Origin of the sequence: Cellulosimicrobium sp. ES-005 (genome assembly GCF_040448685.1) — a bacterium.
Lineage (GTDB): Bacteria > Actinomycetota > Actinomycetes > Actinomycetales > Cellulomonadaceae > Cellulosimicrobium > Cellulosimicrobium cellulans_G.
This window is the reverse complement of sequence record NZ_CP159290.1, coordinates 1,738,888-1,759,243: the sequence shown is the minus strand read 5'-3', so window position 1 is coordinate 1,759,243 and position 20,356 is coordinate 1,738,888. Positions and strand designations below refer to the sequence as shown.

General features: G+C 73.4%; 20 protein-coding genes. 7 read left to right on the top strand and 13 right to left on the bottom strand.

What is annotated here, in order from left to right; translation table 11 throughout:
* The first annotated feature begins 137 nt into the window (after positions 1 to 137).
* The 3 genes from ABRQ22_RS07650 (at position 138) to ABRQ22_RS07640 (ending at position 2,811) form a co-directional block, all read left to right on the top strand.
* Positions 138 to 1,904, top strand: coding sequence for an FAD-dependent oxidoreductase (locus ABRQ22_RS07650; protein WP_353709106.1), 1,767 nt, complete (start codon positions 138 to 140; stop codon positions 1,902 to 1,904).
* Positions 1,901 to 2,260: a rhodanese-like domain-containing protein gene (locus tag ABRQ22_RS07645; RefSeq protein ID WP_353709105.1), complete on the top strand. Its 360-nt coding sequence runs from the start codon at positions 1,901 to 1,903 to the stop codon at positions 2,258 to 2,260. The genes ABRQ22_RS07650 and ABRQ22_RS07645 overlap by 4 nt, the downstream gene beginning before the upstream one ends.
* Positions 2,261 to 2,538: 278 nt before the next feature.
* Positions 2,539 to 2,811 (top strand): metal-sensitive transcriptional regulator, encoded by a 273-nt coding sequence (locus ABRQ22_RS07640; protein ID WP_253049936.1) that lies wholly within the window; start codon positions 2,539 to 2,541, stop codon positions 2,809 to 2,811.
* Positions 2,812 to 2,910: 99 nt separating this feature from the next.
* Here ABRQ22_RS07640 and ABRQ22_RS07635 read toward each other — a convergent pair whose 3' ends face one another.
* The 6 genes from ABRQ22_RS07635 to ABRQ22_RS07610 form a co-directional block, all read right to left on the bottom strand.
* The gene (locus ABRQ22_RS07635) at positions 2,911 to 5,025 is read right to left on the bottom strand and encodes an ABC transporter ATP-binding protein (RefSeq protein WP_253049938.1); all 2,115 of its coding nucleotides are present in this window, start codon (positions 5,023 to 5,025) and stop codon (positions 2,911 to 2,913) included.
* A complete protein-coding gene (locus ABRQ22_RS07630; protein WP_253049940.1) occupies positions 5,022 to 6,755 on the bottom strand; it encodes an ABC transporter ATP-binding protein in 1,734 nt (577 codons plus the stop codon). The genes ABRQ22_RS07635 and ABRQ22_RS07630 overlap by 4 nt, the downstream gene beginning before the upstream one ends.
* A 131-nt stretch (positions 6,756 to 6,886) precedes the next feature.
* Positions 6,887 to 7,651: a helix-turn-helix domain-containing protein gene (locus ABRQ22_RS07625; protein WP_353709104.1), complete on the bottom strand. Its 765-nt coding sequence runs from the start codon at positions 7,649 to 7,651 to the stop codon at positions 6,887 to 6,889.
* Positions 7,652 to 7,888: 237 nt separating this feature from the next.
* Entirely contained in the window at positions 7,889 to 9,202 is a 1,314-nt protein-coding gene (locus ABRQ22_RS07620; RefSeq protein ID WP_253049944.1) for an SPFH domain-containing protein, read from the bottom strand.
* 65 nt (positions 9,203 to 9,267) lie between these two features.
* Entirely contained in the window at positions 9,268 to 9,738 is a 471-nt protein-coding gene (locus ABRQ22_RS07615; RefSeq protein WP_308202250.1) for an NfeD family protein, read from the bottom strand.
* Positions 9,739 to 9,814: 76 nt separating this feature from the next.
* On the bottom strand, positions 9,815 to 10,603 hold the full coding sequence (locus ABRQ22_RS07610) for an ABC transporter ATP-binding protein (protein WP_253049946.1): 789 nt from the start codon (positions 10,601 to 10,603) through the stop codon (positions 9,815 to 9,817).
* A 27-nt stretch (positions 10,604 to 10,630) separates the two neighbouring features.
* Between ABRQ22_RS07610 and ABRQ22_RS07605 the strand changes: the two genes are divergently transcribed.
* Entirely contained in the window at positions 10,631 to 11,467 is an 837-nt protein-coding gene (locus ABRQ22_RS07605) for a hypothetical protein (protein ID WP_353709103.1), read from the top strand.
* A gap of 171 nt (positions 11,468 to 11,638) precedes the next feature.
* Positions 11,639 to 12,106: a hypothetical protein gene (locus tag ABRQ22_RS07600; RefSeq protein ID WP_353709102.1), complete on the top strand. Its 468-nt coding sequence runs from the start codon at positions 11,639 to 11,641 to the stop codon at positions 12,104 to 12,106.
* A gap of 229 nt (positions 12,107 to 12,335) precedes the next feature.
* Here ABRQ22_RS07600 and ABRQ22_RS07595 read toward each other — a convergent pair whose 3' ends face one another.
* The 4 genes from ABRQ22_RS07595 to glgA form a co-directional block, all read right to left on the bottom strand.
* Positions 12,336 to 13,259, bottom strand: coding sequence for a hypothetical protein (locus ABRQ22_RS07595; protein ID WP_353709101.1), 924 nt, complete (start codon positions 13,257 to 13,259; stop codon positions 12,336 to 12,338).
* Entirely contained in the window at positions 13,256 to 13,684 is a 429-nt protein-coding gene (locus tag ABRQ22_RS07590) for a DUF6318 family protein (protein WP_353709518.1), read from the bottom strand. Before ABRQ22_RS07590 ends, ABRQ22_RS07595 begins: the two co-directional genes overlap by 4 nt.
* Positions 13,685 to 14,179: 495 nt before the next feature.
* Positions 14,180 to 14,662 carry an SRPBCC domain-containing protein gene (locus ABRQ22_RS07585; RefSeq protein ID WP_253049956.1) on the bottom strand — a complete coding sequence of 161 codons (483 nt, stop codon included), beginning with the start codon at positions 14,660 to 14,662 and terminating at the stop codon, positions 14,180 to 14,182.
* Positions 14,659 to 15,870 (bottom strand): glycogen synthase, encoded by a 1,212-nt coding sequence (glgA, locus tag ABRQ22_RS07580; protein WP_253049958.1) that lies wholly within the window; start codon positions 15,868 to 15,870, stop codon positions 14,659 to 14,661. The genes ABRQ22_RS07585 and glgA overlap by 4 nt, the downstream gene beginning before the upstream one ends.
* Positions 15,871 to 15,999: 129 nt before the next feature.
* Here glgA and glgC point away from each other — a divergent pair, with 129 nt between their 5' ends.
* Entirely contained in the window at positions 16,000 to 17,241 is a 1,242-nt protein-coding gene (gene glgC / locus ABRQ22_RS07575) for a glucose-1-phosphate adenylyltransferase (RefSeq protein ID WP_253049960.1), read from the top strand.
* A 116-nt stretch (positions 17,242 to 17,357) separates the two neighbouring features.
* Positions 17,358 to 18,026: a phosphoserine phosphatase SerB gene (gene serB / locus ABRQ22_RS07570; protein WP_308202265.1), complete on the top strand. Its 669-nt coding sequence runs from the start codon at positions 17,358 to 17,360 to the stop codon at positions 18,024 to 18,026.
* A 75-nt stretch (positions 18,027 to 18,101) separates the two neighbouring features.
* Here serB and ABRQ22_RS07565 read toward each other — a convergent pair whose 3' ends face one another.
* The 3 genes from ABRQ22_RS07565 to fabG form a co-directional block, all read right to left on the bottom strand.
* Positions 18,102 to 18,638 (bottom strand): histidine phosphatase family protein, encoded by a 537-nt coding sequence (locus ABRQ22_RS07565; protein WP_353709100.1) that lies wholly within the window; start codon positions 18,636 to 18,638, stop codon positions 18,102 to 18,104.
* 14 nt (positions 18,639 to 18,652) lie between these two features.
* Positions 18,653 to 19,420: an enoyl-ACP reductase FabI gene (gene fabI / locus ABRQ22_RS07560; RefSeq protein WP_047233141.1), complete on the bottom strand. Its 768-nt coding sequence runs from the start codon at positions 19,418 to 19,420 to the stop codon at positions 18,653 to 18,655.
* A gap of 107 nt (positions 19,421 to 19,527) precedes the next feature.
* A complete protein-coding gene (fabG, locus tag ABRQ22_RS07555) occupies positions 19,528 to 20,253 on the bottom strand; it encodes a 3-oxoacyl-ACP reductase FabG (protein WP_353709099.1) in 726 nt (241 codons plus the stop codon).
* Positions 20,254 to 20,356 lie beyond the last annotated feature (103 nt).

The following is a 20,356-nucleotide window of genomic DNA, read 5'->3' as shown; positions in this document are numbered from 1 at the left end:
AGCGGGCGTGTGCCGCCCAGGTGGCGCGGCTGTTCGTCGGCTGTGAGGGGTCCGCCCACCGACCGGGCACGTCCCGTGACGGACCTCTCAGCCCGTCGGCTTGCGCCGATCAATACCCCCGGGGGTATTGTCGAGCCATGATCCCCTCGACTCCCGGCTCGACGACCCACCCGTCCGACACCGACGGCCCGCGCCGCATCGTCGTCGTCGGGGGCGTCGCGGGCGGCATGAGCGCCGCCGCGCGCGCCCGTCGCCTCGACGAGCACGCGTCGATCGTGGTGCTCGAGCAGTCCGACCACGTCTCGTTCGCGGGCTGCGGCCTCCCGTACCAGGTGGCGGGCGAGATCACCGAGCGCGACGCCCTCCTGCTGCACACGCCCGTCTCGCTCCGCGCGAGCCTCGACCTCGACGTGCGGACGCGTCACCGCGTCACCGCGGTCGACCGCGCGGCGCGCACGGTCACCGTCGCCGCCGAGGGCGGCACGTACGAGCTCGGCTACGACGCGCTCCTCCTCGCGCCGGGCGCGACCACCGTGCTCCCGCCGGTCGACGGTCTCGACCACCCGGCCGTGCACACGCTGCGGACGGTCGGAGACCTCGACGCGCTCGCCGAGCGGCTCACGGGCCTCGAGGCCGAGGTCGCCGAGGGGCGCACGGCCCCGGTGCGGGCCGTCGTCGTGGGCGCGGGGTTCATCGGCCTGGAGGCCGTGGAGGCGCTCGTCGCCCGCGGGCTCGCGGTCGACGTCGTCGAGCGCGCCGACCAGGTGCTGCCGCCGCTCGAGCCGGACCTCGCCCCGCTGCTCGCGGACGAGCTGCGCGACCACGGCGTCGGGCTGCACCTCGGCACCTCCGCGACGGCCGTCGTGCCGCAGCCGACCGGCGCGACCCACGCCGTCGCGATCGAGCTCGCGGACGGCACGACGCTCGACGCGGACGTCGTGCTCGTGAGCGTCGGCGTCCGGCCCGCGAGCGACCTCGCCGCGGCCGCCGGTCTGGCGCTCGGCGAGCGCGGCGCGATCCGCGTCGACGCCGACCAGCGCACGTCCGACCCGCACGTGTGGGCCGTGGGCGACGCGGTCGAGGTCGTGCACGCCGTGACCGGCGCGACGGGCCCGGTCCCGCTCGCCGGACCGGCCAACCGCCAGGGCCGACGCGCCGCGGACTCGATGCTCGGCCACCGCACCACACCGCAGGCTCCCGTGCTCGGCACCGCGATCGTGCGGGTGTTCGGCCTCACCGCCGCGGTCACCGGGCCGAGCCACGCGACGCTGACGTCCGCCGGCGTCGCGCACGAGCAGGTCCGCGTCCACGCGGCCCACCACGCGGGCTGGTTCCCCGGGGCGGAGCCCGTGCACCTGACGGCGAGCTTCGCGCCCGACGGCCACCTGCTCGGCGCCCAGGCCGTGGGCCGTGCCGGGGTGGACAAGCGCATCGACGTCCTCGCGACGGCGCTGCGCGCCGGGCTCGCCGCGGACGACCTCGCCGAGCTCGAGCTCGCGTACGCGCCGCCGTTCGGCGCGGCCAAGGACGTCGTGAACATGCTCGGCTTCGTCGCGCAGAACGTGCTCGACGGCACCATGCCGCAGTGGCACGCGGCCGACCTCGACGAGGTCGTCGCGACGTCGCTCGTGCTCGACGTCCGGTCACGCGCCGAGCACGCCGGCGGACACCTCGACGGAGCCCTCAACGTGCCGCACACCGAGCTGCGCGAGCGGCTCGACGAGGTGCGCGCCGCCGCGGCCGGGCGACCCGTCGCCGTGCACTGCGCGAGCGGCGTGCGCTCCTACCTCGCCACCCGCGTCCTGCTCGCCGCCGGGCTCGACGCGCGCAACCTCTCCGGCGGCTGGCTCACCCTGACCACCACGCCGCGCGCCGCGCGCCCCCTCGAAGGAGTCCCCGCATGATCGACCGCCTCCGCCGCCTCTTCTCCCGCTCGACCGACGACGGCACCCTGCGGCCGACCGTCGACGCCACCACGGCGGTGCAGCTCGTCCGGGACGGCGCGACGCTCCTGGACGTGCGCGAGCGCGACGAGTGGCGCGCCGGGCACGCGCCCCAGGCCGTGCACGTGCCGCTCGCCGACCTCCCGTCCGCCGCGCCCCGTCGCCTCACGGACGGCGCGACCGTCGTCGTCGTGTGCGCGTCCGGGATGCGCTCGCGCACCGCGGCCCGGGAGCTCCGCTCGCTCGTCTACGCCGCGACGAGCCTGTCCGGCGGGCTCGGCGCGTGGCAGGCCGCGGGCGGAGCCGTGCGACGCTGATCCTGCACCACCCGACCGCCCCGCCTCGACCGAACCCCCGAACCCCCGAACCGAGGAGAACACCATGTGCAGTCCCGCCCTGTGCCGCACCTGCGGCAAGACCACCTGGACCGGCTGCGGCATGCACGCCGACGAGGTCATGGCCGAGGTGCCGCCTGAGCAGCGCTGCACCTGCGCCTGACGGCGGCCCTGCCCGGAGCCCGGCAGACCGGGCACCGCGGCAGGCGGCTGCCGAACCTCCCCAGACGAACCACCCCGACGAACGCAGGAGAACGACCGTGGAGCTCGACCGCACCGACATGGACAAGGTCGTCAACCGGCTCAAGCGCGCCCAGGGCCAGCTCGCCGCCGTCGTGCGCATGATCGACGAGGGGCGGGAGTGCGAGGACGTCGTCACACAGCTCTCGGCCGTGTCGCGCGCGCTCGACCGCGCGGGCTTCGCGATCATCGCGTCCGGCATGCGCCAGTGCCTCACCGAGCCGGCCGAGGACGGCGAGGACCCGACGCTCGACGTCGCGAAGCTCGAGAAGCTGTTCCTGTCGCTCGCCTGAGGGCCCGGGCGGATCACCGCCCGGTCGCCGGCCCTCGTCGTCCCCGCGACCGGCCCGCGCCGGCCCACCCGAGGGTGGGCGGGCGCGGGTCGAGCCGCGTCAGGCGCCTGCCGGCCGGCCGGCGGGGGCGGCGGCGTCCACCGCGTCGTCCTGCGCCTCGGCGCCGACCGGTGCCGCGAACTGGCTCTCGTACAGTCGCGCGTACGCACCGCCCGCCGCGAGCAGCTCGTCGTGCGAGCCCTGCTCGACGATCGAGCCGTGCTCCATGACGAGGATGGTGTCGGCGTCGCGGATCGTCGACAGACGGTGCGCGATGACGAACGACGTGCGGCCCTCGCGCAGCGCGTTCATCGCCTGCTGCACGAGCACCTCCGTGCGCGTGTCGACCGAGCTCGTCGCCTCGTCGAGGACGAGGATCGCCGGGTCGGCGAGGAAGGCGCGCGCGATGGTGAGGAGCTGCTTCTCCCCCGCGCTCACGCTCGACCCCTCGTCGTCGATCACCGTCGCGTACCCGTCGGGCAGCGTGCGCACGAACGGGTCGACGTGCGTCGCGCGCGTCGCCGCGAGGAACTCCTCCTCGCTCACCTCGCGCCCGTCGCGCACGCCGTACCGCAGGTTCTCCTCGATCGTGCCCTGGAACAGCCACGTGTCCTGGAGCACCATCCCGATGTCGGAGCGCAGGTCGTCGCGCGTCATGGCGCGCGTGTCCACGCCGTCGAGCGTGATCCGGCCCGAGTCCACGTCGTAGAACCGCATGAGCAGGTTGACGAGCGTGGTCTTGCCCGCGCCCGTCGGCCCGACGATCGCGATCGTCTGGCCCGGCTCCACGACGAGGTCGAGGTGCTCGATGAGCGGGGTGTCCGGGCTGTAGGAGAACGACACGTCGTCGAACGCGACGCGACCGCGCACCGGGTCGACCGTCTGCGCCGGCGACGGGTCCGGCGTCTGCTCCTCGGCGTCGAGCAGGTCGTAGACCCGCTCGGCCGACGCGACGCCCGACTGGAGCAGGTTCATCATCGACGCGATCTGCGTGATGGGCTGCGTGAACTGGCGCGAGTACTGGATGAACGCCTGCACGTCGCCGAGCGTCATGGTGCCCGACGCGACGCGCAGCCCGCCGACCACGGCGACGATCACGTAGTTGAGGTTCGCGATGAAGCCCATCGCCGGCTGGATGGTGCCGGAGATGAACTGCGCCTTGAAGCTCGCGTCGTACAGGTCGCCGTTCTCGCGCTCGAAGTCGTCGATCGCGGCCTGCTGGTGGCCGTAGACCTTGACCAGCGTGTGCCCGGTGTACATCTCCTCGATGTGGGCGTTGAGGCGCCCCGTGGCAGCCCACTGCTGGATGAACTGCGGCTGCGAGCGCTTGGCGATCTGGGCCGTGACGATCACGGACAGCGGCACCGTCACGAGCGCGACGACCGCGAGCAGCGGCGAGATCCAGAACATCACGCCGAGCACGCCGACCACGGTGAGGACCGACGTCACGAGCTGCGAGAGCGTCTGCGTGAGCGTCTGGGAGATGTTGTCGATGTCGTTCGTGACGCGCGAGAGGATCTCGCCGCGCGCGTTGCGGTCGAAGTACGACAGCGGGAGGCGCCCGAGCTTGGCCTGCACCTCCCCACGCAGCCGGTAGACGGTGCGCTGCACGACGATCGCCGTGATGCGCCCCTGCAGCCAGCCGAACAGGAACGAGCCGACGTAGACCGCGAGCACCCACGCGAGCACGGTCGCGAGCGCCGTGAAGTCGATGCCCTCGCCCGGGACGAGCCCGGGGACGCCCGAGACGAGGTCCGCGATCTGGTCCTGCCCCTGGGCGCGCAGCGCGTCGACGGCCTGCGCCTGCGTCACGCCCGCGGGGAGCTGGGACCCGACGACGCCCGCGAAGATGATGTTCGTCGCGTTGCCCAGCAGCTTGGGGCCGGCGACCGCGAGCGCCACCGAGACGACGCCGAGGATCACGACGGCGACGATCGGCACGCGCTCGGGCCGCAGCGACGCCGCGAACCGGCGCAGCGAGCCCTTGAAGTCGAGCGCCTTCTCGCCGGGCACGCCCATGCCGCCCATGGGGCCGTGCCCACCGCCGCCGCGGGGACGCCCGGCGAGCCGGGTCCGGGCGACGTCGCCGCCCTTCGCGGGAGCGTCGGAACCGGGCGCGGGGGTGTCCCGGCCCGACGGCGCGGGCGTGCGCGAGGCGTCCTGCTCGCCGCTCATGCTGCCTCCTCGATCGAGAGCTGGGAGTAGACGATCTCCTGGTACGTCTCGTTGGACTCGAGGAGCTCGGCGTGCGTGCCGCGGCCGACGATGCGGCCGTGGTCGAGCACGAGGATCTGGTCGGCGCCGCGGATCGTCGCGACGCGCTGCGCGACGACGATCACCGTGGACCGGCGGGTGCGGGGCGCGAGGGCCGCGCGCAGGCGCGCGTCGGTCGCGTAGTCGAGCGCGGAGAACGAGTCGTCGAACAGGTAGACCGCGGGGTCGCGCACGATCGCGCGGGCGATCGCCAGCCGCTGACGCTGTCCGCCCGAGAAGTTCGTCCCGCCCTGTGCGACGGGCGCCTCGAGCCCGCCGTCCAGCGCCTCGACGAACTCGCGGGCCTGGGCGACGTCGAGCGCCTCCCACATCTGCTCCTCCGTCGCGTCGGGGCGGCCGTACCGGAGGTTGTCCGCGACGGTGCCCGAGAACAGGTACGCCTTCTGCGGCACGAGGCCGAGGAGCGACCCGAGGTCCGCGCCCGTGAGGTCGCGCACGTCGGTCCCGTCGATGCGCACCGACCCGCCCGTGACGTCGAACAGCCGCGGCACGAGGTTGAGCAGCGTCGTCTTGCCGGCGCCGGTCGAGCCGATGATCGCGGTCGTCTGCCCGGGCTCGGCCACGAACGAGACGTCGTGCAGCACCGGGTCCTCCGCTCCCGGGTAGCGGAACTCGACGCCGTCGAGCTCGACGCGCCCGGTCCGCGACGTGAGCGCCACGGGCCGCTCCGGCTCGACGACCGTGGCCGTCGTGCGCAGGACGTCGGTGATGCGCTCGGCGGAGACCGCGGCGCGCGGCACCATCATGAACATCATCGTCGACATCATCACGGCCATGAGGATGTACATGAGGTAGGACAGGAACGCGGTGAGCGCACCGACCTCCATGTCGCCCGCGTCGATCTGGCGCCCGCCGAACCACAGCACCGCGATGCTCGACGCGTTCATGACGAGCATGACGGTCGGGAACATGAGCGCCATGAGCTTGCCCGCCTTGAGCGAGACGTCGAACAGCGCGTCGTTCGCGACGTCGAACCGCTCGGCCTCGTGCCGCTCGCGCACGAACGCGCGGATCACGCGGATGCCCGTGATCTGCTCGCGCAGGACGGCGTTGATGCCGTCGATCTTCTTCTGCATCTGCCGGAAGTAGGGCACCATCCGCCAGATGATGAGCCCCACGCTCACGCCGAGCACCGGCACGATGACGAGGAGCAGGCCGGAGAGCTCGACGTTCTCCTGCAGGGCCATGACCACGCCGCCGACGAGCATGATCGGCGCCATGACCATGATCGTCAGGGACAGCAGCACGAGCATCTGCACCTGCTGCACGTCGTTCGTCGTGCGCGTGATGAGGGACGGCGCGCCGAACTGGCCCATCTCCTGGGCGGAGAAGCGCTGCACGTTGGTGAACAGGCCGGCGCGCACGTCGCGGCCGAACGACATCGCGACCCGCGCACCGAAGTACACGGCCCCGACCGCGCACACGACCTGCCCGAGGCTCACGAGGAGCATCAGGCCGCCGGTGCGCATGATGTAGGCGGTGTCGCCCTGCGTGACGCCCTGGTCGATGATGTCGGCGTTGAGGCTCGGGAGGTACAGCGACGCGAGCGTCGCCACGAGCTGGAGCCCGAGGAGGATGAGGATGGGTGTCAGGTAAGGACGCAACCGCGTCTTCAAGAGGCTGACGAGCATGGGTTTCCTGTCCGGGTGGGGGGCTACGGGACGGAGGGTCGGGCCGGTGGACGCTCCCGGGCGCACCGGGGGGCTCGAACCGTGCGGCGGGCCGGGCGAGGGCCGCCGCAGGGCGCGGGCGGCGCGGCCCCTCAGGGCGAGGGGTCGGTGGTGACGTCTGCTCCGATGCCGCCCAGGATCAGGTCGGCGAGCTGCACGGCGTCGAGCCTGTCACCGCCGGACAGGTGCGGCAAGGCGTTTCCGAAGACGAGGGAGAAGACGGCACGCGCCGCGAGCCCCGGGTCCACGCGCAGCTCCGCGCGGTGGGCGACGAGCGTGCGCTCGATCGCCCCGACGATCTCGCGCGCGGAGCGTTCGCGCGCGTCGAACCCCGCCCGTCGCGCGTCCGGGCCGTGCCCGGCATGCATCCGCCGCACGGTGTCGGCCCGGTCCTGCCGCTCGGTCCGCGGGTCGCCGGCCCCGGCCCCGTGCGCGCCGCCACGGTGGGGGTCGAGCACCTGGTGGGCCGCGGCGAAGATCCGCATCCCGACGCGCTGCGCCTCGAGCAGGAACTCGACGATGCTCACCACGAGCGGGCGCAGACCGTCGTCGTCGGGGAGGTCAGCGATCGCAGCGACCGCGGGCGCCGGGTCGAGCGAGCGCACGACGGCGGCGTGCAGGATCTCGTCCTTGTCGGCGAACGCGCGGAACAGCGTCCCCTCGGCCACCCCGGCGGCGTCCGCGATCTGCCGGGTCGTCACGGCGGCGCCGTGCTGGACGAGCAGCGGGATCGTCGCGGCCGCGATCGCGTCGCGCCGCTCCTCGCGCGAGAGCGGGCGGGCGCGCGTGCGCACGGGAGCGGACGCGTCGGGCGACGTGCTGGGCGGCGCGTCCGACGGGGAAGGGAGCGGTGTCACGAGGGCGACGCTAACTGAGTGAGCACTCACTCGCAATGTCGTCCGCTCACGGCGGAACTCCGTACCGCCGACGACACGCCTGCCGCGACGCGCGAGAGCCCCGCACCGGGAAGGTGCGGGGCTCTGCGGTGCGGACCCAGCGTCCGCCGGGGGTCACCCGCAGGGTGCCGACGACGCGGGCGTCAGCGTCGCGGTGCCGTCGGCGTCCGCGTCGGCGTGCGACGTCGAACCCGGAGGTCAGCGGTGCGGCGGGAACGACGGCGGCTGCTCGCCGGACGGCGGCTCGTCTGCCCCGGGCGCGTCCTCCACGGGCGGCGGCGGGGGCGGCGCGTACTGCGCGGGGCCCCCGAGCGGGCGCGGCGTCGCGGCACCCGGCTCCGGCGGGCCCGCGCGGTGCTCGCCGGCACCGCCCGGGTGCTGGCCGCGCTCGGTCTGCGGGTCGAACGGGAGACCGGAGCGCGTGCCTGCGCTCGTGGCGTCCGCTGTGGCCGCCTCGGCCTGACGACGTGCCTCGGCCAGCGCCTCCGACGGGTCGGTGAGGGACGGCACGCCGAACTTCACACGGTCGCGCTCGCGCTCGCGGCGCGCCTCGGCGCTCGCCTCGGCCGCCTCCGCGTCCTCGGCGGGCGTCGCGCTCGGCACTCCCCCGCCGTCGATGCCGGGCACGCCGCCGAAGCCCTTGGCGATGGACCCGAGCGCGGCCGTGAACTCCGTCGGCACGACCCACAGCTTGCTGGCGCTGCCGTTCGCGATCTGCGGGAGCATCTGGAGGTACTGGTACGCGAGCAGCTTGGGGTCGGCGTCGCCCTCGTGGATGGCGTCGAACACCTGGAGGATCGCGCGCGCCTCGCCCTCGGCCGTGAGGATCTTCGACTGCGCGTCACCCTCGGCCCGGAGGATCGCCGCCTGCTTCTCGCCCTCGGCCGTGAGGATCTGCGACTGCTTGACACCCTCCGCGGTGAGGATCGCCGCACGACGGTCACGCTCGGCGCGCATCTGCTGCTCCATCGAGCCCTGCACGCTCGGCGGCGGGTCGATCGACTTGAGCTCGACGCGGTTGACGCGGATGCCCCAACGCCCGGTGGCCTCGTCGAGCACGCCGCGGAGCTGGCCGTTGATCTGGTCGCGGCTCGTGAGCGTCTGCTCGAGGTCCATCGAGCCGATGACGTTGCGCAGGGTCGTGACGGTGAGCTGCTCGATCGCCGTGATGTAGTTCGCGATCTCGTAGACCGCCGACTTGGGCTCCGTGACCTGGAAGTAGATCACCGTGTCGATGCTGACCACGAGGTTGTCCGACGTGATCACGGGCTGCGGCGGGAACGAGACGACCTGCTCGCGCAGGTCGACCGAGGCGCGCACGCGGTCGATGAACGGCACCAGCAGGTGCAGGCCCGGCTCGAGCGTGCGCGAGTACCGGCCCAGGCGCTCGACGATGATCGCGACCGCCTGCGGCACGATGCGCACCGCCTTGACGAGCGCGACGACCACGAAGATCAGGATCAGCGCGAGGACGACGTACGCGAGGATCGTTCCGGGACTGGGGTCGTTCATCGACTACCTCCTGGTCGGCGGCGCGACCGGTCGCCCGGCGGCGCGGTGCGGGTCGTGCCGGTCGGTCACGACCCGGTCGGGTGCTGGGCGGGCAGCGGCGCGACGACGGCCGTCGCGCCGTCGATCCGGACGACGCGCACCTCCGTCCCCACCGGGATCTGGGGGGCGTCGGGCTCGGTCCGCGCGGTCCAGACCTCGCCGACGAGCTTCACGCGGCCGCCGAACTCGCTCACGCGGTCGACGGCGAGCGCCGTCCGGCCGACGTGGGCGGCGACGTTCGTCTCCGTGAGCGGGACCCGCGAGCGCAGGTGGCGCAGGAGCCACGGCCGCAGGGTGAGCAGCAGGACGGCGCTCACGACCGCGAACGCCACGATCTGCAGCCACAACGGCCCGCCGGCAGCGTTGACGCCGGCCGCGGCGAGCGAGCCGCCGGCCAGCATGATGAGCACCAGGTCGAGCGAGATGATCTCCACGAGAGCGAGGAGAAGCGCCGCTCCGACCCACCACAGCCAGTCCATCTCGACCCCCGTTCCCACGTGCGCGCTTTACGTGTACTTTACCGAACTTCCGCCCGCCGTGCACGCGTCCTCGCGCAGGTGCGCGACGCGTGCGTCACACCCGTGCGGCGCGCGCCATCCAGCGCCCACCCCCGTGCGCGACGAGGAGCGGCAGGCCGAACGCGTCGCTGAGGTTCTCGGCCGTGAGGACCTCCTCGACCGGGCCGGCCGTGTGCACGACACCGTCCTTGAGCAGCAGCAGGTGCGTGAACCCGGGCGGGATCTCCTCGACGTGGTGCGTGACGAGCACGAGCACGGGAGACGCCGGGTCGCCCGCGAGCTCGGACAGCGCGCCGACCAGCTCCTCGCGCCCGCCGAGGTCGAGCCCGGCGGCCGGCTCGTCGAGGAGCAGGAGCTCGGGGTCGGTCATGAGCGACCGCGCGATCTGGGTGCGCTTGCGCTCGCCCTCCGAGAGGGTGCCGAACAGGCGGTCCGCCAGGTGGTCGACGCCGAACGCCGCGAGCAGGTCGCTCGCGCGCTCCGCGTCGAACTCCTCGTACTCCTCGCGCCAGCGGCCGGTGACGCCGTACGCGGCCGTCAGGACGACGTCGCGCACCGTCTCGTCGCCCGGGATCCGCTCGGCCAGCGCCGCGGAGGCGAGGCCGATGCGCGGGCGCAGCTCGAAGACGTCGACGCGGCCGAGCCGCTCGCCGAGGATGTCCGCCGTGCCCGCGGTGGGGTGCATGCGCGCGGACGCGATCTGCAGCAGGGTCGTCTTGCCGGCGCCGTTGCGGCCCAGCACGACCCACCGCTCGCCCTCGTTCACCTGCCAGTCCACCGCGTCGAGGATGGTCTTGGTGTCACGGCGGACCGTGACGCCCTTCAGGTCGAGAACCGCGCTCATGGTCACCGACCCTATAGGTTGGCCGACGTGGTCTCACACTCGTCCGAGGGCCCGCACGACGCGACCGGCCCGGGTTCCGGTCCCGGCTCCGCGTCCAGCGCGGGTGCCCTCCCCCGCAGCGCGCTCCTCGCGCTCTGGCTGCGCGCGGCGCGCCTGGGTGACGACGACGGGCTGGCCCGCCTGCTCCGCGCCGTGCAGCGCGACGACGAGCCGCACGTCGTGTCCGGGGCGCTGGGCGACCTCCGCCTGGAGGACCTGGCCGGGGCGTGGGCCGGCGACGCGCGCGAGGTCGTCGCGCTGGCTCCGGTCCCCGGCGACGTCGCCGGCGTCCCGCCGGAGGCCGCCGCGCGCGCGACCGACGCCGGAGAGTGCGTCGTGGTCACCACGTCGTCCGGCTCGTGGGCGCTCGTCCCGGAGGTCACCGAGTTCGGCAGCGACCTCGAGCCGGGCCACCTCGTGACGTGGCACGTGACGTCGGTGGGACCGTGGAGCACGCGCGCCCTCGGCGCGCTCGGCTCGCTCGCGGAGGCCGAGCGCGACCTGCGCACCGCGCTGCTCCTCGCGACCCGCGCGCTCGACGAGCTCGACGTCGCGCGCTGGCGCGACGACGCCGCCGGCGCCCTCGCGGACCTGCGCGCGGGCGGCGTCCCCGCCTGGCAGCTCCCCGCGTCCGTCCCGCCGCGCGCCGTCCAGGTGCTCACCCAGGCCGCCCGACTTCGCGCCATCGTCGACCTGGCCACCGCCGACGACGGCGGGTCCGTCAACCTCTGGCAGGCCGACCAGCGCTCCACCGCCCTGCGCGAGGTCGACCGCGCCTCCCGCCACGCCCTCGGCGCCGCCACCCTCTGGATCGCCGCCTCCTGACGCTCCGCGAGATCGACCCGTGCGTCGTGAGATCGACCCCCAGAGGGTCGATCTCGAACGTTGGGGTCGATCTCACGAGGGTGCGGCGCCCGGGCACGCAGGCCCAGGGTGCGTTGATCGATGTGGTGCTGCGGGGCTGAAAGTCGTTGCGGTCCATCCCGATAGAGTTGAGTGCGCGAGGAGCATCTGTTCGGTATCCACCTCTACCCGGCGACGGTGAGAACGGACGTCGTTTCCGGGGCTCGCGAGATCGGCAGTGTCCACGACGGAGAGTTTCTGGTCATGGAGGACAGCGACGGGACGACATCGGTGTGCGATGTCGCGACAGGCGAGTGTTGCCCGCTCAACCGCGACCGAAGGGCCACCGAGGGCTTCCTGGAGGCCTTCGCGGAGTATCTCGGCTCCGGGCCGCCTGCCCCGACACCGGTGACGATGACGGCTGAACAGGCCGCGGAGCGTCTTCGTGCCTTCCAGGAGGGGCAGGTTCCTCCTCGCGTCCGCCCAGCACGCAACGGCCTCTCTCACCGCACACGGCTGAGGAAGCTCCGGAAGCGGCTGCACGCGATCGATCGCACCGCGACCGGGCCGGACTCATGGTGGAGCGGCCCCATCGAAGAGGCGGAGAACGACCTGCTCTGAGGTGCGTCACAGTGAGATGGTGCGTCGCCAGGTCGAGGTGGCGGCGAGGACGATCGCGGCGCGGCGGTTGCGGGCGAGCCCGTCGGTTCGCATCGCATGTCGGGCCACCGCTTGAGCTCGTTGACGTAGCGCTCGACGACGTTCCGGCCGCGGTAGCGGACCTGCTGCTGGCGCCGACGTCGATCGGCCGTCCGGGCCTCTGCGGTGGGGCCGCGAGTGGGTGGCCGCGTCAGTCGGGCAGGTTGTCGGTGACGAGGCGGGAGCGGGCTTCGTAGACGCGCAGCGGGTCGGCGGTGCTGGTGGTGGTCGCGGTGCCGGTGACGTCGGTCCAGGTGGTGGTGCCGGTGATGCGGAACTGTCCGGACCAGGTCGTGGTGAGCGTGATCTGGACCTGCTCGGCGGGTTGGTCGTAGGTGTGCGCGACCGTGTGGTGGGGGTAGGCCGCACCGGGGTCGGTCGTGGAGACCGGGGGCGTGCCGTCGCCGTAGTCCCACGCGTACGAGCGTGGGGTGGCGCGGATCTGCACGGGGATGCCGAGCAGGGTCGTGTCCAGGGTCTGCTCGCCGGGCTGGGTGTAGGTGATGGTGGGGACGTTGACCAGGGTCCACCCGTCCGGCGGCTGGACCACGATCGGCGACGGCGCGATGGTCAGGGTGCGAAACGCCGCCTCGGCCTCGCCGGCCAGGTCGACGGCGCCGAGGCAGGAACCGTCGGCGACGAGCTCCCAGCCCGAGACCGCGGTCCGAGTGCCCTCGTCGGTGGTGGTCCAGGTCTGGCGGAACAACGGCTCCAACGCGACCTCGTCCCCAGTGCACCCGGGGTCGAACCCCGCCGGGCTCTGCCCGTCCGGGCACACCGGCACCAGCCCGGGCAGCGTCGTGGCATGGTCACCGTCGTAGCACCGGTACGCCGGCACCCGCCGGTACGCCTCCGACGCCGGACCACCACCCGCCGCCGGCACGTACTCCGCCCCACCATTCGCGGCGTTCTCCCGTTCAAGCCGGGTCGTCGCGCGATCGTTCTGGAACTGTGTGTCGAGATCGAGATCCGGGCTGGGTGTTCCTCCTGCGTAGGCCTGAACTGGGGTCAGACCGGTGAGAAGGAGAAGGGTCGCACCTATCGCCCACGGGTGTGCCGAAGGAGAGATCGTCATGATGCGCCGCCCACCTCCACGATCACCCATGAACCCCCGCTACGCGCAACACCGAACTCAGCCACGCCGCTCTTCGGCTCGTACGTGGCGATGGCCGCGCCGTCTGCAGCGCGAAGTGTCGCGCCCTCCTGGCCGTACGAGACATCGACCGGATACGCGCCAGCGAGGTCGTCATAGGGCCAGATCTTTGAAACCTGCGCCGAGATGCTCCCGCCTTCGTACGTCTGCTCGTCTGCCTTCAGCTGCGCCGCAGTCTGCGAGTTTGCCGTGCAGAACGTGCAGGTCTCGGCCCAGGTCATGGCGTCCCACTCGGAGGTGTCACCCGTGGACATGATGTAGGGGTACAGCGTCAGAAAGTAGGTCGCGGCGGCCCCGGCACCTTCGGCATCGTCGCGGTCCATCGCCGCGGGACGTTCCGGCCTCACCGGTCCGGTCTCGCCAGGCGACGGCGCGGGGGACTCCGACGGCGACGGCACGACCGGCTCGTCGACCGACGGTGACGGACCAGGGCCGCCACCACCGGTGCACCCGGCGACCACGCACCCCACCGCGACGACGACACCCACGACGAGCGACCGCCGTCGGGCACGGGACAGCACACGAGAACGACGCACGAGACCCCCTGCAGATCGATGCGAACCACCCCGCACGCCACACCGACGGGGCGCGCGGACTGCCCAGCAACCTAGCGAAACCGCACCGCCGACGGAACCGCGCGTCCCGCCCTGTGGACAACGGAGGTTCGCCGTCCCGCTCCCCCGGCGATTCGGTCAGCCGGACGCACGGACCGGCGGGTCACGATCGACGTCGCCCGGTGGCGCGGGGTGAGCAGCGAGACGTGGCCCCTCGTGGAGCGCGCCGGAGGGCCACGTCTCACGACGCGCCGACCATTCGGGCACCCGCACCCCGTGCGCGCGCCGTCAGGAGCGCGACGTCACGTGCGCGTCGAGGTGCGCGAGGGAGGACGCCATCCCGGTGGCGTGGTCCTCCGGGGAGATGCCCGACGGCACGCCCGTCGCCCGCACGGTGACACGGGCGCCGTCGTCTGCGGGCTCGACGGTCCAGGTCATCGTCATGGTCCCGGCGAACGCCGGGTCGTCGGACGCGAAGTCGACCTGCTGCACGACCCTCCGGCCGGGGACGAGGTCGACGATCGCGACGTCGACGACGTCGGTCCCCTCGCCGGTCTTGCCGGGGTCGGCCTGCGGGTCGTCGTAGGCGAGGACCATGCGGTAGCCGCCGCCGGGGCGCAGGTCGAAGCGCTCGAAACGGCCCGACATGCCGTCGGGCGGGAGCCACGCGGCGAGCGCGTCCCGGTCGACGAGGGCCCGGTAGACGTCGCGGGGCGCGGCGGCGACGAGGCGCGACGCCTCGTCGACCCGGCCGGCTCCCGCGGTGGTCACGACCGCTCCAGCACCGTCCGGTAGACGTCGAGCGTCCGCTCGCCGATCGCGTCCCACGCGAAGTGGTCCTCGACGCGCTGCCGCGCGGCACGGCCCATCTCGGCGGCGCGCTCGGGGTCGCTCACGACCTGGGTCAGCGCGGCCGCGAGGTCCGCGACGAACCGGTCGGGGTCCAGCGGGGTGCCCGTGCCGTCGTCCGCCTGGTCGATGGGCACGAGGAGGCCCGTGACGCCGTCGTCCACGACCTCGGGGATGCCGCCCGTGGCGGTCCCGACGACCGGCAGGCCGACCGCCATGGCCTCGAGGTTGACGATGCCGAGCGGCTCGTACACGGACGGGCAGACGAACACGGTGGACGCGGCGAGCACGGCGACGAGCTCGGCTCGCGGGAGCATCTGCTCGATCCAGACGACGCCGCTGCGCTCCTTCTGCAGCTCGGCGACGGCACCGCTCACCTCGGCGGCGATCTCCGGGGTGTCGGGGGCTCCGGCGCACAGGACGAGCTGGACGTCGTCGGGCAGCGAGCGTGCGGCGCGCAGCAGGTACGGCAGGCCCTTCTGGCGCGTGATCCGGCCGACGAACACGACGGCGGGACGGTCGGGGTCGATCCCGAGGGCGCGCACGACCCCGTCCGCGCCGCCGCGCTGCGTCTCCGACTCCGGACGCCGCCAGCCGTCGAGGTCGATGCCGTTGTGCACCACGTGAACCTTCGCCGGGTCGACCTGCGGGTAGACCCGCAGGATGTCGTCGCGCATGCCACCGGACACGGCGATGATCCCCGCCGCGCCCTCGTACGCGGTGCGCTCGGCCCAGGACGACAGCGCGTACCCGCCGCCGAGCTGCTCGGCCTTCCACGGGCGCAGCGGCTCGAGCGAGTGCGCGGAGAGCACGTGCGGGACGCCGTGCAGGAGGCCCGCGAGGTGGCCGCCGAGGTTCGCGTACCAGGTGTGGGAGTGCACGAGGTCGGCGCCCGCCACGTCGTCGGCCATCTGGAGGTCGACGCCGAACGTCCCGAGCGCGGCGTTCGCACCGGACAGGACGCCCGGGACCGAGTAGCCGGTCACGTCGTCCTCGGCGCGCGGGCCGTCGAAGCAGCGCACGCGCACGTCGACGTGGCGGCGCAGGACCGCGGACAGCTCGGCGACGTGCACGCCGGCGCCGCCGTAGACGTGCGGCGGGTACTCACGGGTCAGCAGGTCCACTCTCACGCGCCACACCGTAGCCGAGTCGCCCGCCACGGTCCCGCGATGACCGCCGGTGCGCACGGCGCGGACGCGCCGCGCCCACGATGCGGGTCCCTGCTGCGTGGTGCCGCCCCGAGGGGCTACCGTCTGGGCATGGCCGCCGCACCACGAGTCCTCGCCATCGTCCTCGCCGGGGGCGAGGGCAAGCGCCTCATGCCGCTCACCGCGTCCCGGGCCAAGCCCGCGGTGCCGTTCGGGGGCATCTACCGCCTCGTGGACTTCGCGCTGTCCAACCTGGTGAACTCGCACTACCTGCACATCATCGTGCTCACGCAGTACAAGTCCCACAGCCTCGACCGGCACATCACCAAGACGTGGCGCATGTCGTCGCTCCTGGGCAACTACGTGGCGCCGGTGCCCGCGCAGCAGCGCGTCGGCAAGCACTGGTACCTCGGCAGCGCGGACGCGATCTACCAGTGCCTCAACATCATCGACGACGAGCGGCCGGACATCGTCGTCGTCGTCGGCGCGGACCACGTGTACCGCATGGACTTCTCCCAGATGGTCGACGCGCACGTCGAGTCGGGCGCGCAGCTCACCGTCGCGGGCATCCGGCAGCCGATCTCCATGGCGGACCAGTTCGGCGTCATCGAGACCGACCCGAAGGACCCGACGAAGATCGCGGCGTTCCGCGAGAAGCCCAAGGACCCGGTCGGCCTCGCGGACTCGCCCGACGAGGTGCTCGCGTCGATGGGCAACTACGTCATCGACACCGACGCGCTCGTCGAGGCCGTGACGTCGGACGCCGCGAACGCGGACTCGCGCCACGACATGGGCGGCGACATCGTGCCCGCGTTCGTCGAGAAGGGCACGGCGGCGGTCTACGACTTCATCCGCAACGACGTCCCCGGCTCGACGGACCGCGACCGCGACTACTGGCGCGACGTGGGGACGATCGACTCGTACTACGACGCGAACAAGGACCTCATCGCCGTCACGCCGGTCTTCAACCTCTACAACGAGGAGTGGCCGCTGCACACGGGCTACACGGGCCTGCCGCCCGCGAAGTTCGTGCACGCGGGCCGCGGGCGCCTCGGGCACGCCGCGGACTCGATCGTCTCGCCCGGCGTGATCATCTCGGGCGCGACGGCGGTCGGCTCGGTCCTCTCTCCCGGCACCTACCTGCACTCGTGGTCGTCCGTCTCGGACTCCGTGCTCATGGACGGCGTCCAGGTGCACCGGCACGCGCAGGTCCACCGCGCGATCATCGACAAGAACGTCGTCGTGGGCGAGCAGGCGCGCATCGGGCTCGACCCGGAGCAGGACCGCGCCCGCGGGTTCACGGTCACCGAGTCCGGTATCACCGTCGTCCCCAAGGGGACGGTCGTCGAGTGACACCGTCCTCCCTCGGCGTCGTGCCCGACGCCGTCCGCGCCGCGCTGCCCGACGACGCGCCCGCCGAGGCGCCCGGCCCGGGCGTCGACGAGACCGACACCGCGAGGAGCCCCCGCGTGACCCCCGACCCCACGAGCGGCCCCGTCCGGCTCCTCGTCATGGACGTGGACTCGACGCTCATCGAGCAGGAGGTCATCGAGCTGCTCGCCGACCACGCGGGCACACGCGCCGAGGTCACCGAGGTGACCGAGCGCGCGATGCGCGGCGAGATCGACTTCGGGGCGTCGCTGCGCGAGCGCGTCGCGACCCTCGCCGGGGTTCCCGTCGAGGCCTTCGCCGACGTCCGCGCCCGCGCGACGTTCACGCCGGGCGTGCGCGAGCTCGTCGCCGAGGCGCGCCGTCGCGGCTGGGAGGTCGGGCTCGTGTCAGGCGGTTTCGAGGAGATCGTCGCCGACCTCGCGGCGGAGCTGGGGATCACGCGCTTCCGCGCGAACCGGCTCGAGGTCGCCGACGGTCGGCTCACCGGTCGCACGACCGGCCCGGTCGTGGACCGCGCCGCGAAGGAGGTCGCGCTGCGCGAGTTCGCGGCCGAGCTCGGCCTGCCGATGAGCGCGACGATCGCCGTGGGCGACGGTGCGAACGACCTCGACATGATCGGCGCCGCGGGCATCGGGGTCGCGTTCGCCGCGAAGCCGGTCGTGCGCGCGCAGGCCCCCTACGGCGTCGACGGGCCGCGCATCGACGCCGTCCTCGACGTCGTCGACCGGGTGGACGCCACCCGCTGAGCCGCGACGGCCACGCGAGAGAGCCCTGGTCCGCACGGACCAGGGCTCTCTCGCGTCACGAGCAGGGCGCGACCGTCAGGACGGGCGACCCACGTAGGTGAGCAGCGCGCTGCGGGGCGCCCAGGCGTCCCAGGCCGTCGCGGACTCCAGGACGGAGTAGGTCGCCGTCGGCACGCCGACGCGCACCTGGGCGAGCGCCCCACCGTCGGACGCCGGGTCTGCGAGGTGCGACGCCGTCGCCGCCATCGTGGGCTCGTGCCCGACGACGAGCAGCGTGCGCACGCGCGAGTCCGTCGTGCGCACGAGGTCCAGCACGTCGGTCACGTCGGCCGCGTAGAGGCCGTCGCTCACCACGACCTCCGGGTCCACGTCGCCCAGGTGGGCGGCGAGCAGCTCCCAGGTCTGGCGCGTGCGCAGCGCCGACGAGCACAGCACGCGCTCGGGGACGAGCCCCGTCTCGCGCAGCGCGCCGCCGACCCGGCCCGCCTGGCGCCGCCCGTTGAGCGCGAGGGGGCGCAGCACGTCGTCGACGCTCCCGCCGCCCGGCTCCGCCTTGGCGTGGCGCAGGAGGACGAGGCGGCGCACGCCGCCGTCGATGGTCTCCGCGCCCATGCTCTCCTCCTGAGTCACTGCCCCATGGCGTGCACGCCGCCGTCGACGTGCACGATCTCACCGGTCGTCGCCGGGAACCAGTCGGACAGGAGCGCGACGACCGCGCGCGCGGCGGGCTCCGCCGTCGTCTGGTCCCAGCCGAGGGGCGCGCGCTTGGGCCAGCCGTCCTCCATCTGCTCGAAGCCGGGGATGGACTTGGCGGCCGTCGTGCGGATCGGGCCCGCGGAGACGAGGTTGGCCCGGATGCCGTCGGGGCCGAGGTCGCGCGCGAGGTAGCGGTTCGCGGACTCGAGGCCGGCCTTCGCCACGCCCATCCAGTCGTAGACCGGCCACGCGAACTGCGCGTCGAAGGTGAGACCCACGACGGCCCCGCCGTCGGTCATGAGCGGCTTCGCGGCGACCGCGAGCGACTTGTAGGAGAACGTCGAGACCTGGAGCGCGGTGGCGACGTCCTCCCAGGTGCCCGAGAGGAAGTTGCCGCCCATGACGCTCTGCGGGGCGAAGCCGATCGAGTGCACGACGCCGTCGAGGCGGTCGGTGTGCTCGCGGAGGGCGTCGGCCAGGCCGGCGAGGTCGTCGTCGTTCGTCACGTCGAGCTGCACGACGGGCGCCTCGACGGGCAGGCGCTTGGCGAAGGCCTGCGTGAGCTTCATCTGGCGGCCGAACGAGGAGAGCACGACCTCGGCCCCCTCCTCCTGCGCGAGGCGCGCCGCGTGGAACGCGATCGAGGAGTCGGTGAGCACTCCCGTGATCAGGAGCTTCTTGCCGTCGAGCAGACCCATCGGTTTCCTTCCGTCGTGCACCCGCCGTGCGGGCGCGCTGAGGCTGAGCGTACTGAAAGAGAGGGGGCGCGGGCGCACGAGTGACCGTGGCCCGGACGCGCGTCGGGTCAGTGACCCATGCCGAGACCGCCGTCGACGGGGATGACGGCCCCGGAGACGTACGCGGCGTCGTCGGACGCGAGGAACTGCACGACCCCGGCGACCTCGTCGGCCTGCGCGAAGCGCCCGGCGGGGATCGCGGCCTTGTACGCGGCCTGGCGCTCCTCGGGGAGCTCGGCGGTCATCGCGGTGTCGATGAACCCGGGCGCCACGACGTTCGCCGTGATGTTGCGCGACCCGAGCTCGCGCGTGATCGAGCGCGCCATGCCGACGAGCGCCGCCTTGGAGGACGCGTAGTTGACCTGCCCGGCGCCGCCGTACAGACCGATCACCGACGACACGAGCACGATGCGTCCGCGACGCAGCCGGATCATGCCCTTGCTCACGCGGCGCACGCAGCGGAACGTGCCGGTGAGGTTGACGTCGATCACGGACTCGAAGTCCTCGTCGGTCATGCGCAGCAGGAGCTGGTCGTGCGTCACGCCCGCGTTCGCGACGAGCACCTCGACCGGCCCGAGCTCCTTCTCGATCTCGGTGAACGCGGCGTCGACGGCGGCGGTGTCGGTGATGTCCGCCACGGCACCGAGCACGCCCTCGGGCAGGTCGCCGCCGCGGTAGACGGTCGCGACGCGGTCGCCGTTCGCCACGAACCGCTCGGCGATGGCGCGGCCGATCCCCCGGTTCGCGCCGGTGACGACGACGGTGCGCGGGGCGGGTGCGGTGGCTTCGGACACGGTGCGGCTCCTCGGGACGGTCGGGTGGGACGGCGGCCGGGGACGGGTCCCGCACGGCCGGTGCCAGGGGGCCCGTGCGGGCTCGTGACGGAGCCGCGCGAAC

Bases quoted from the DNA above. Each gene is read 5' to 3' on its own strand.
- ABRQ22_RS07650 (WP_353709106.1), top strand. From the start codon at position 138: ATGATCCCCTCGACTCCCGGCTCGACGACCCACCCGTCCGACACCGAC.
- ABRQ22_RS07645 (WP_353709105.1), top strand. From the start codon at position 1,901: ATGATCGACCGCCTCCGCCGCCTCTTCTCCCGCTCGACCGACGACGGC.
- ABRQ22_RS07635 (WP_253049938.1), bottom strand. From the start codon at position 5,025: ATGAGCGGCGAGCAGGACGCCTCGCGCACGCCCGCGCCGTCGGGCCGG.
- ABRQ22_RS07630 (WP_253049940.1), bottom strand. From the start codon at position 6,755: ATGCTCGTCAGCCTCTTGAAGACGCGGTTGCGTCCTTACCTGACACCC.
- ABRQ22_RS07620 (WP_253049944.1), bottom strand. From the start codon at position 9,202: ATGAACGACCCCAGTCCCGGAACGATCCTCGCGTACGTCGTCCTCGCG.
- ABRQ22_RS07610 (WP_253049946.1), bottom strand. From the start codon at position 10,603: ATGAGCGCGGTTCTCGACCTGAAGGGCGTCACGGTCCGCCGTGACACC.
- ABRQ22_RS07595 (WP_353709101.1), bottom strand. From the start codon at position 13,259: ATGACGATCTCTCCTTCGGCACACCCGTGGGCGATAGGTGCGACCCTT.
- glgC (WP_253049960.1), top strand. From the start codon at position 16,000: ATGGCCGCCGCACCACGAGTCCTCGCCATCGTCCTCGCCGGGGGCGAG.
- ABRQ22_RS07565 (WP_353709100.1), bottom strand. From the start codon at position 18,638: ATGGGCGCGGAGACCATCGACGGCGGCGTGCGCCGCCTCGTCCTCCTG.
- fabI (WP_047233141.1), bottom strand. From the start codon at position 19,420: ATGGGTCTGCTCGACGGCAAGAAGCTCCTGATCACGGGAGTGCTCACC.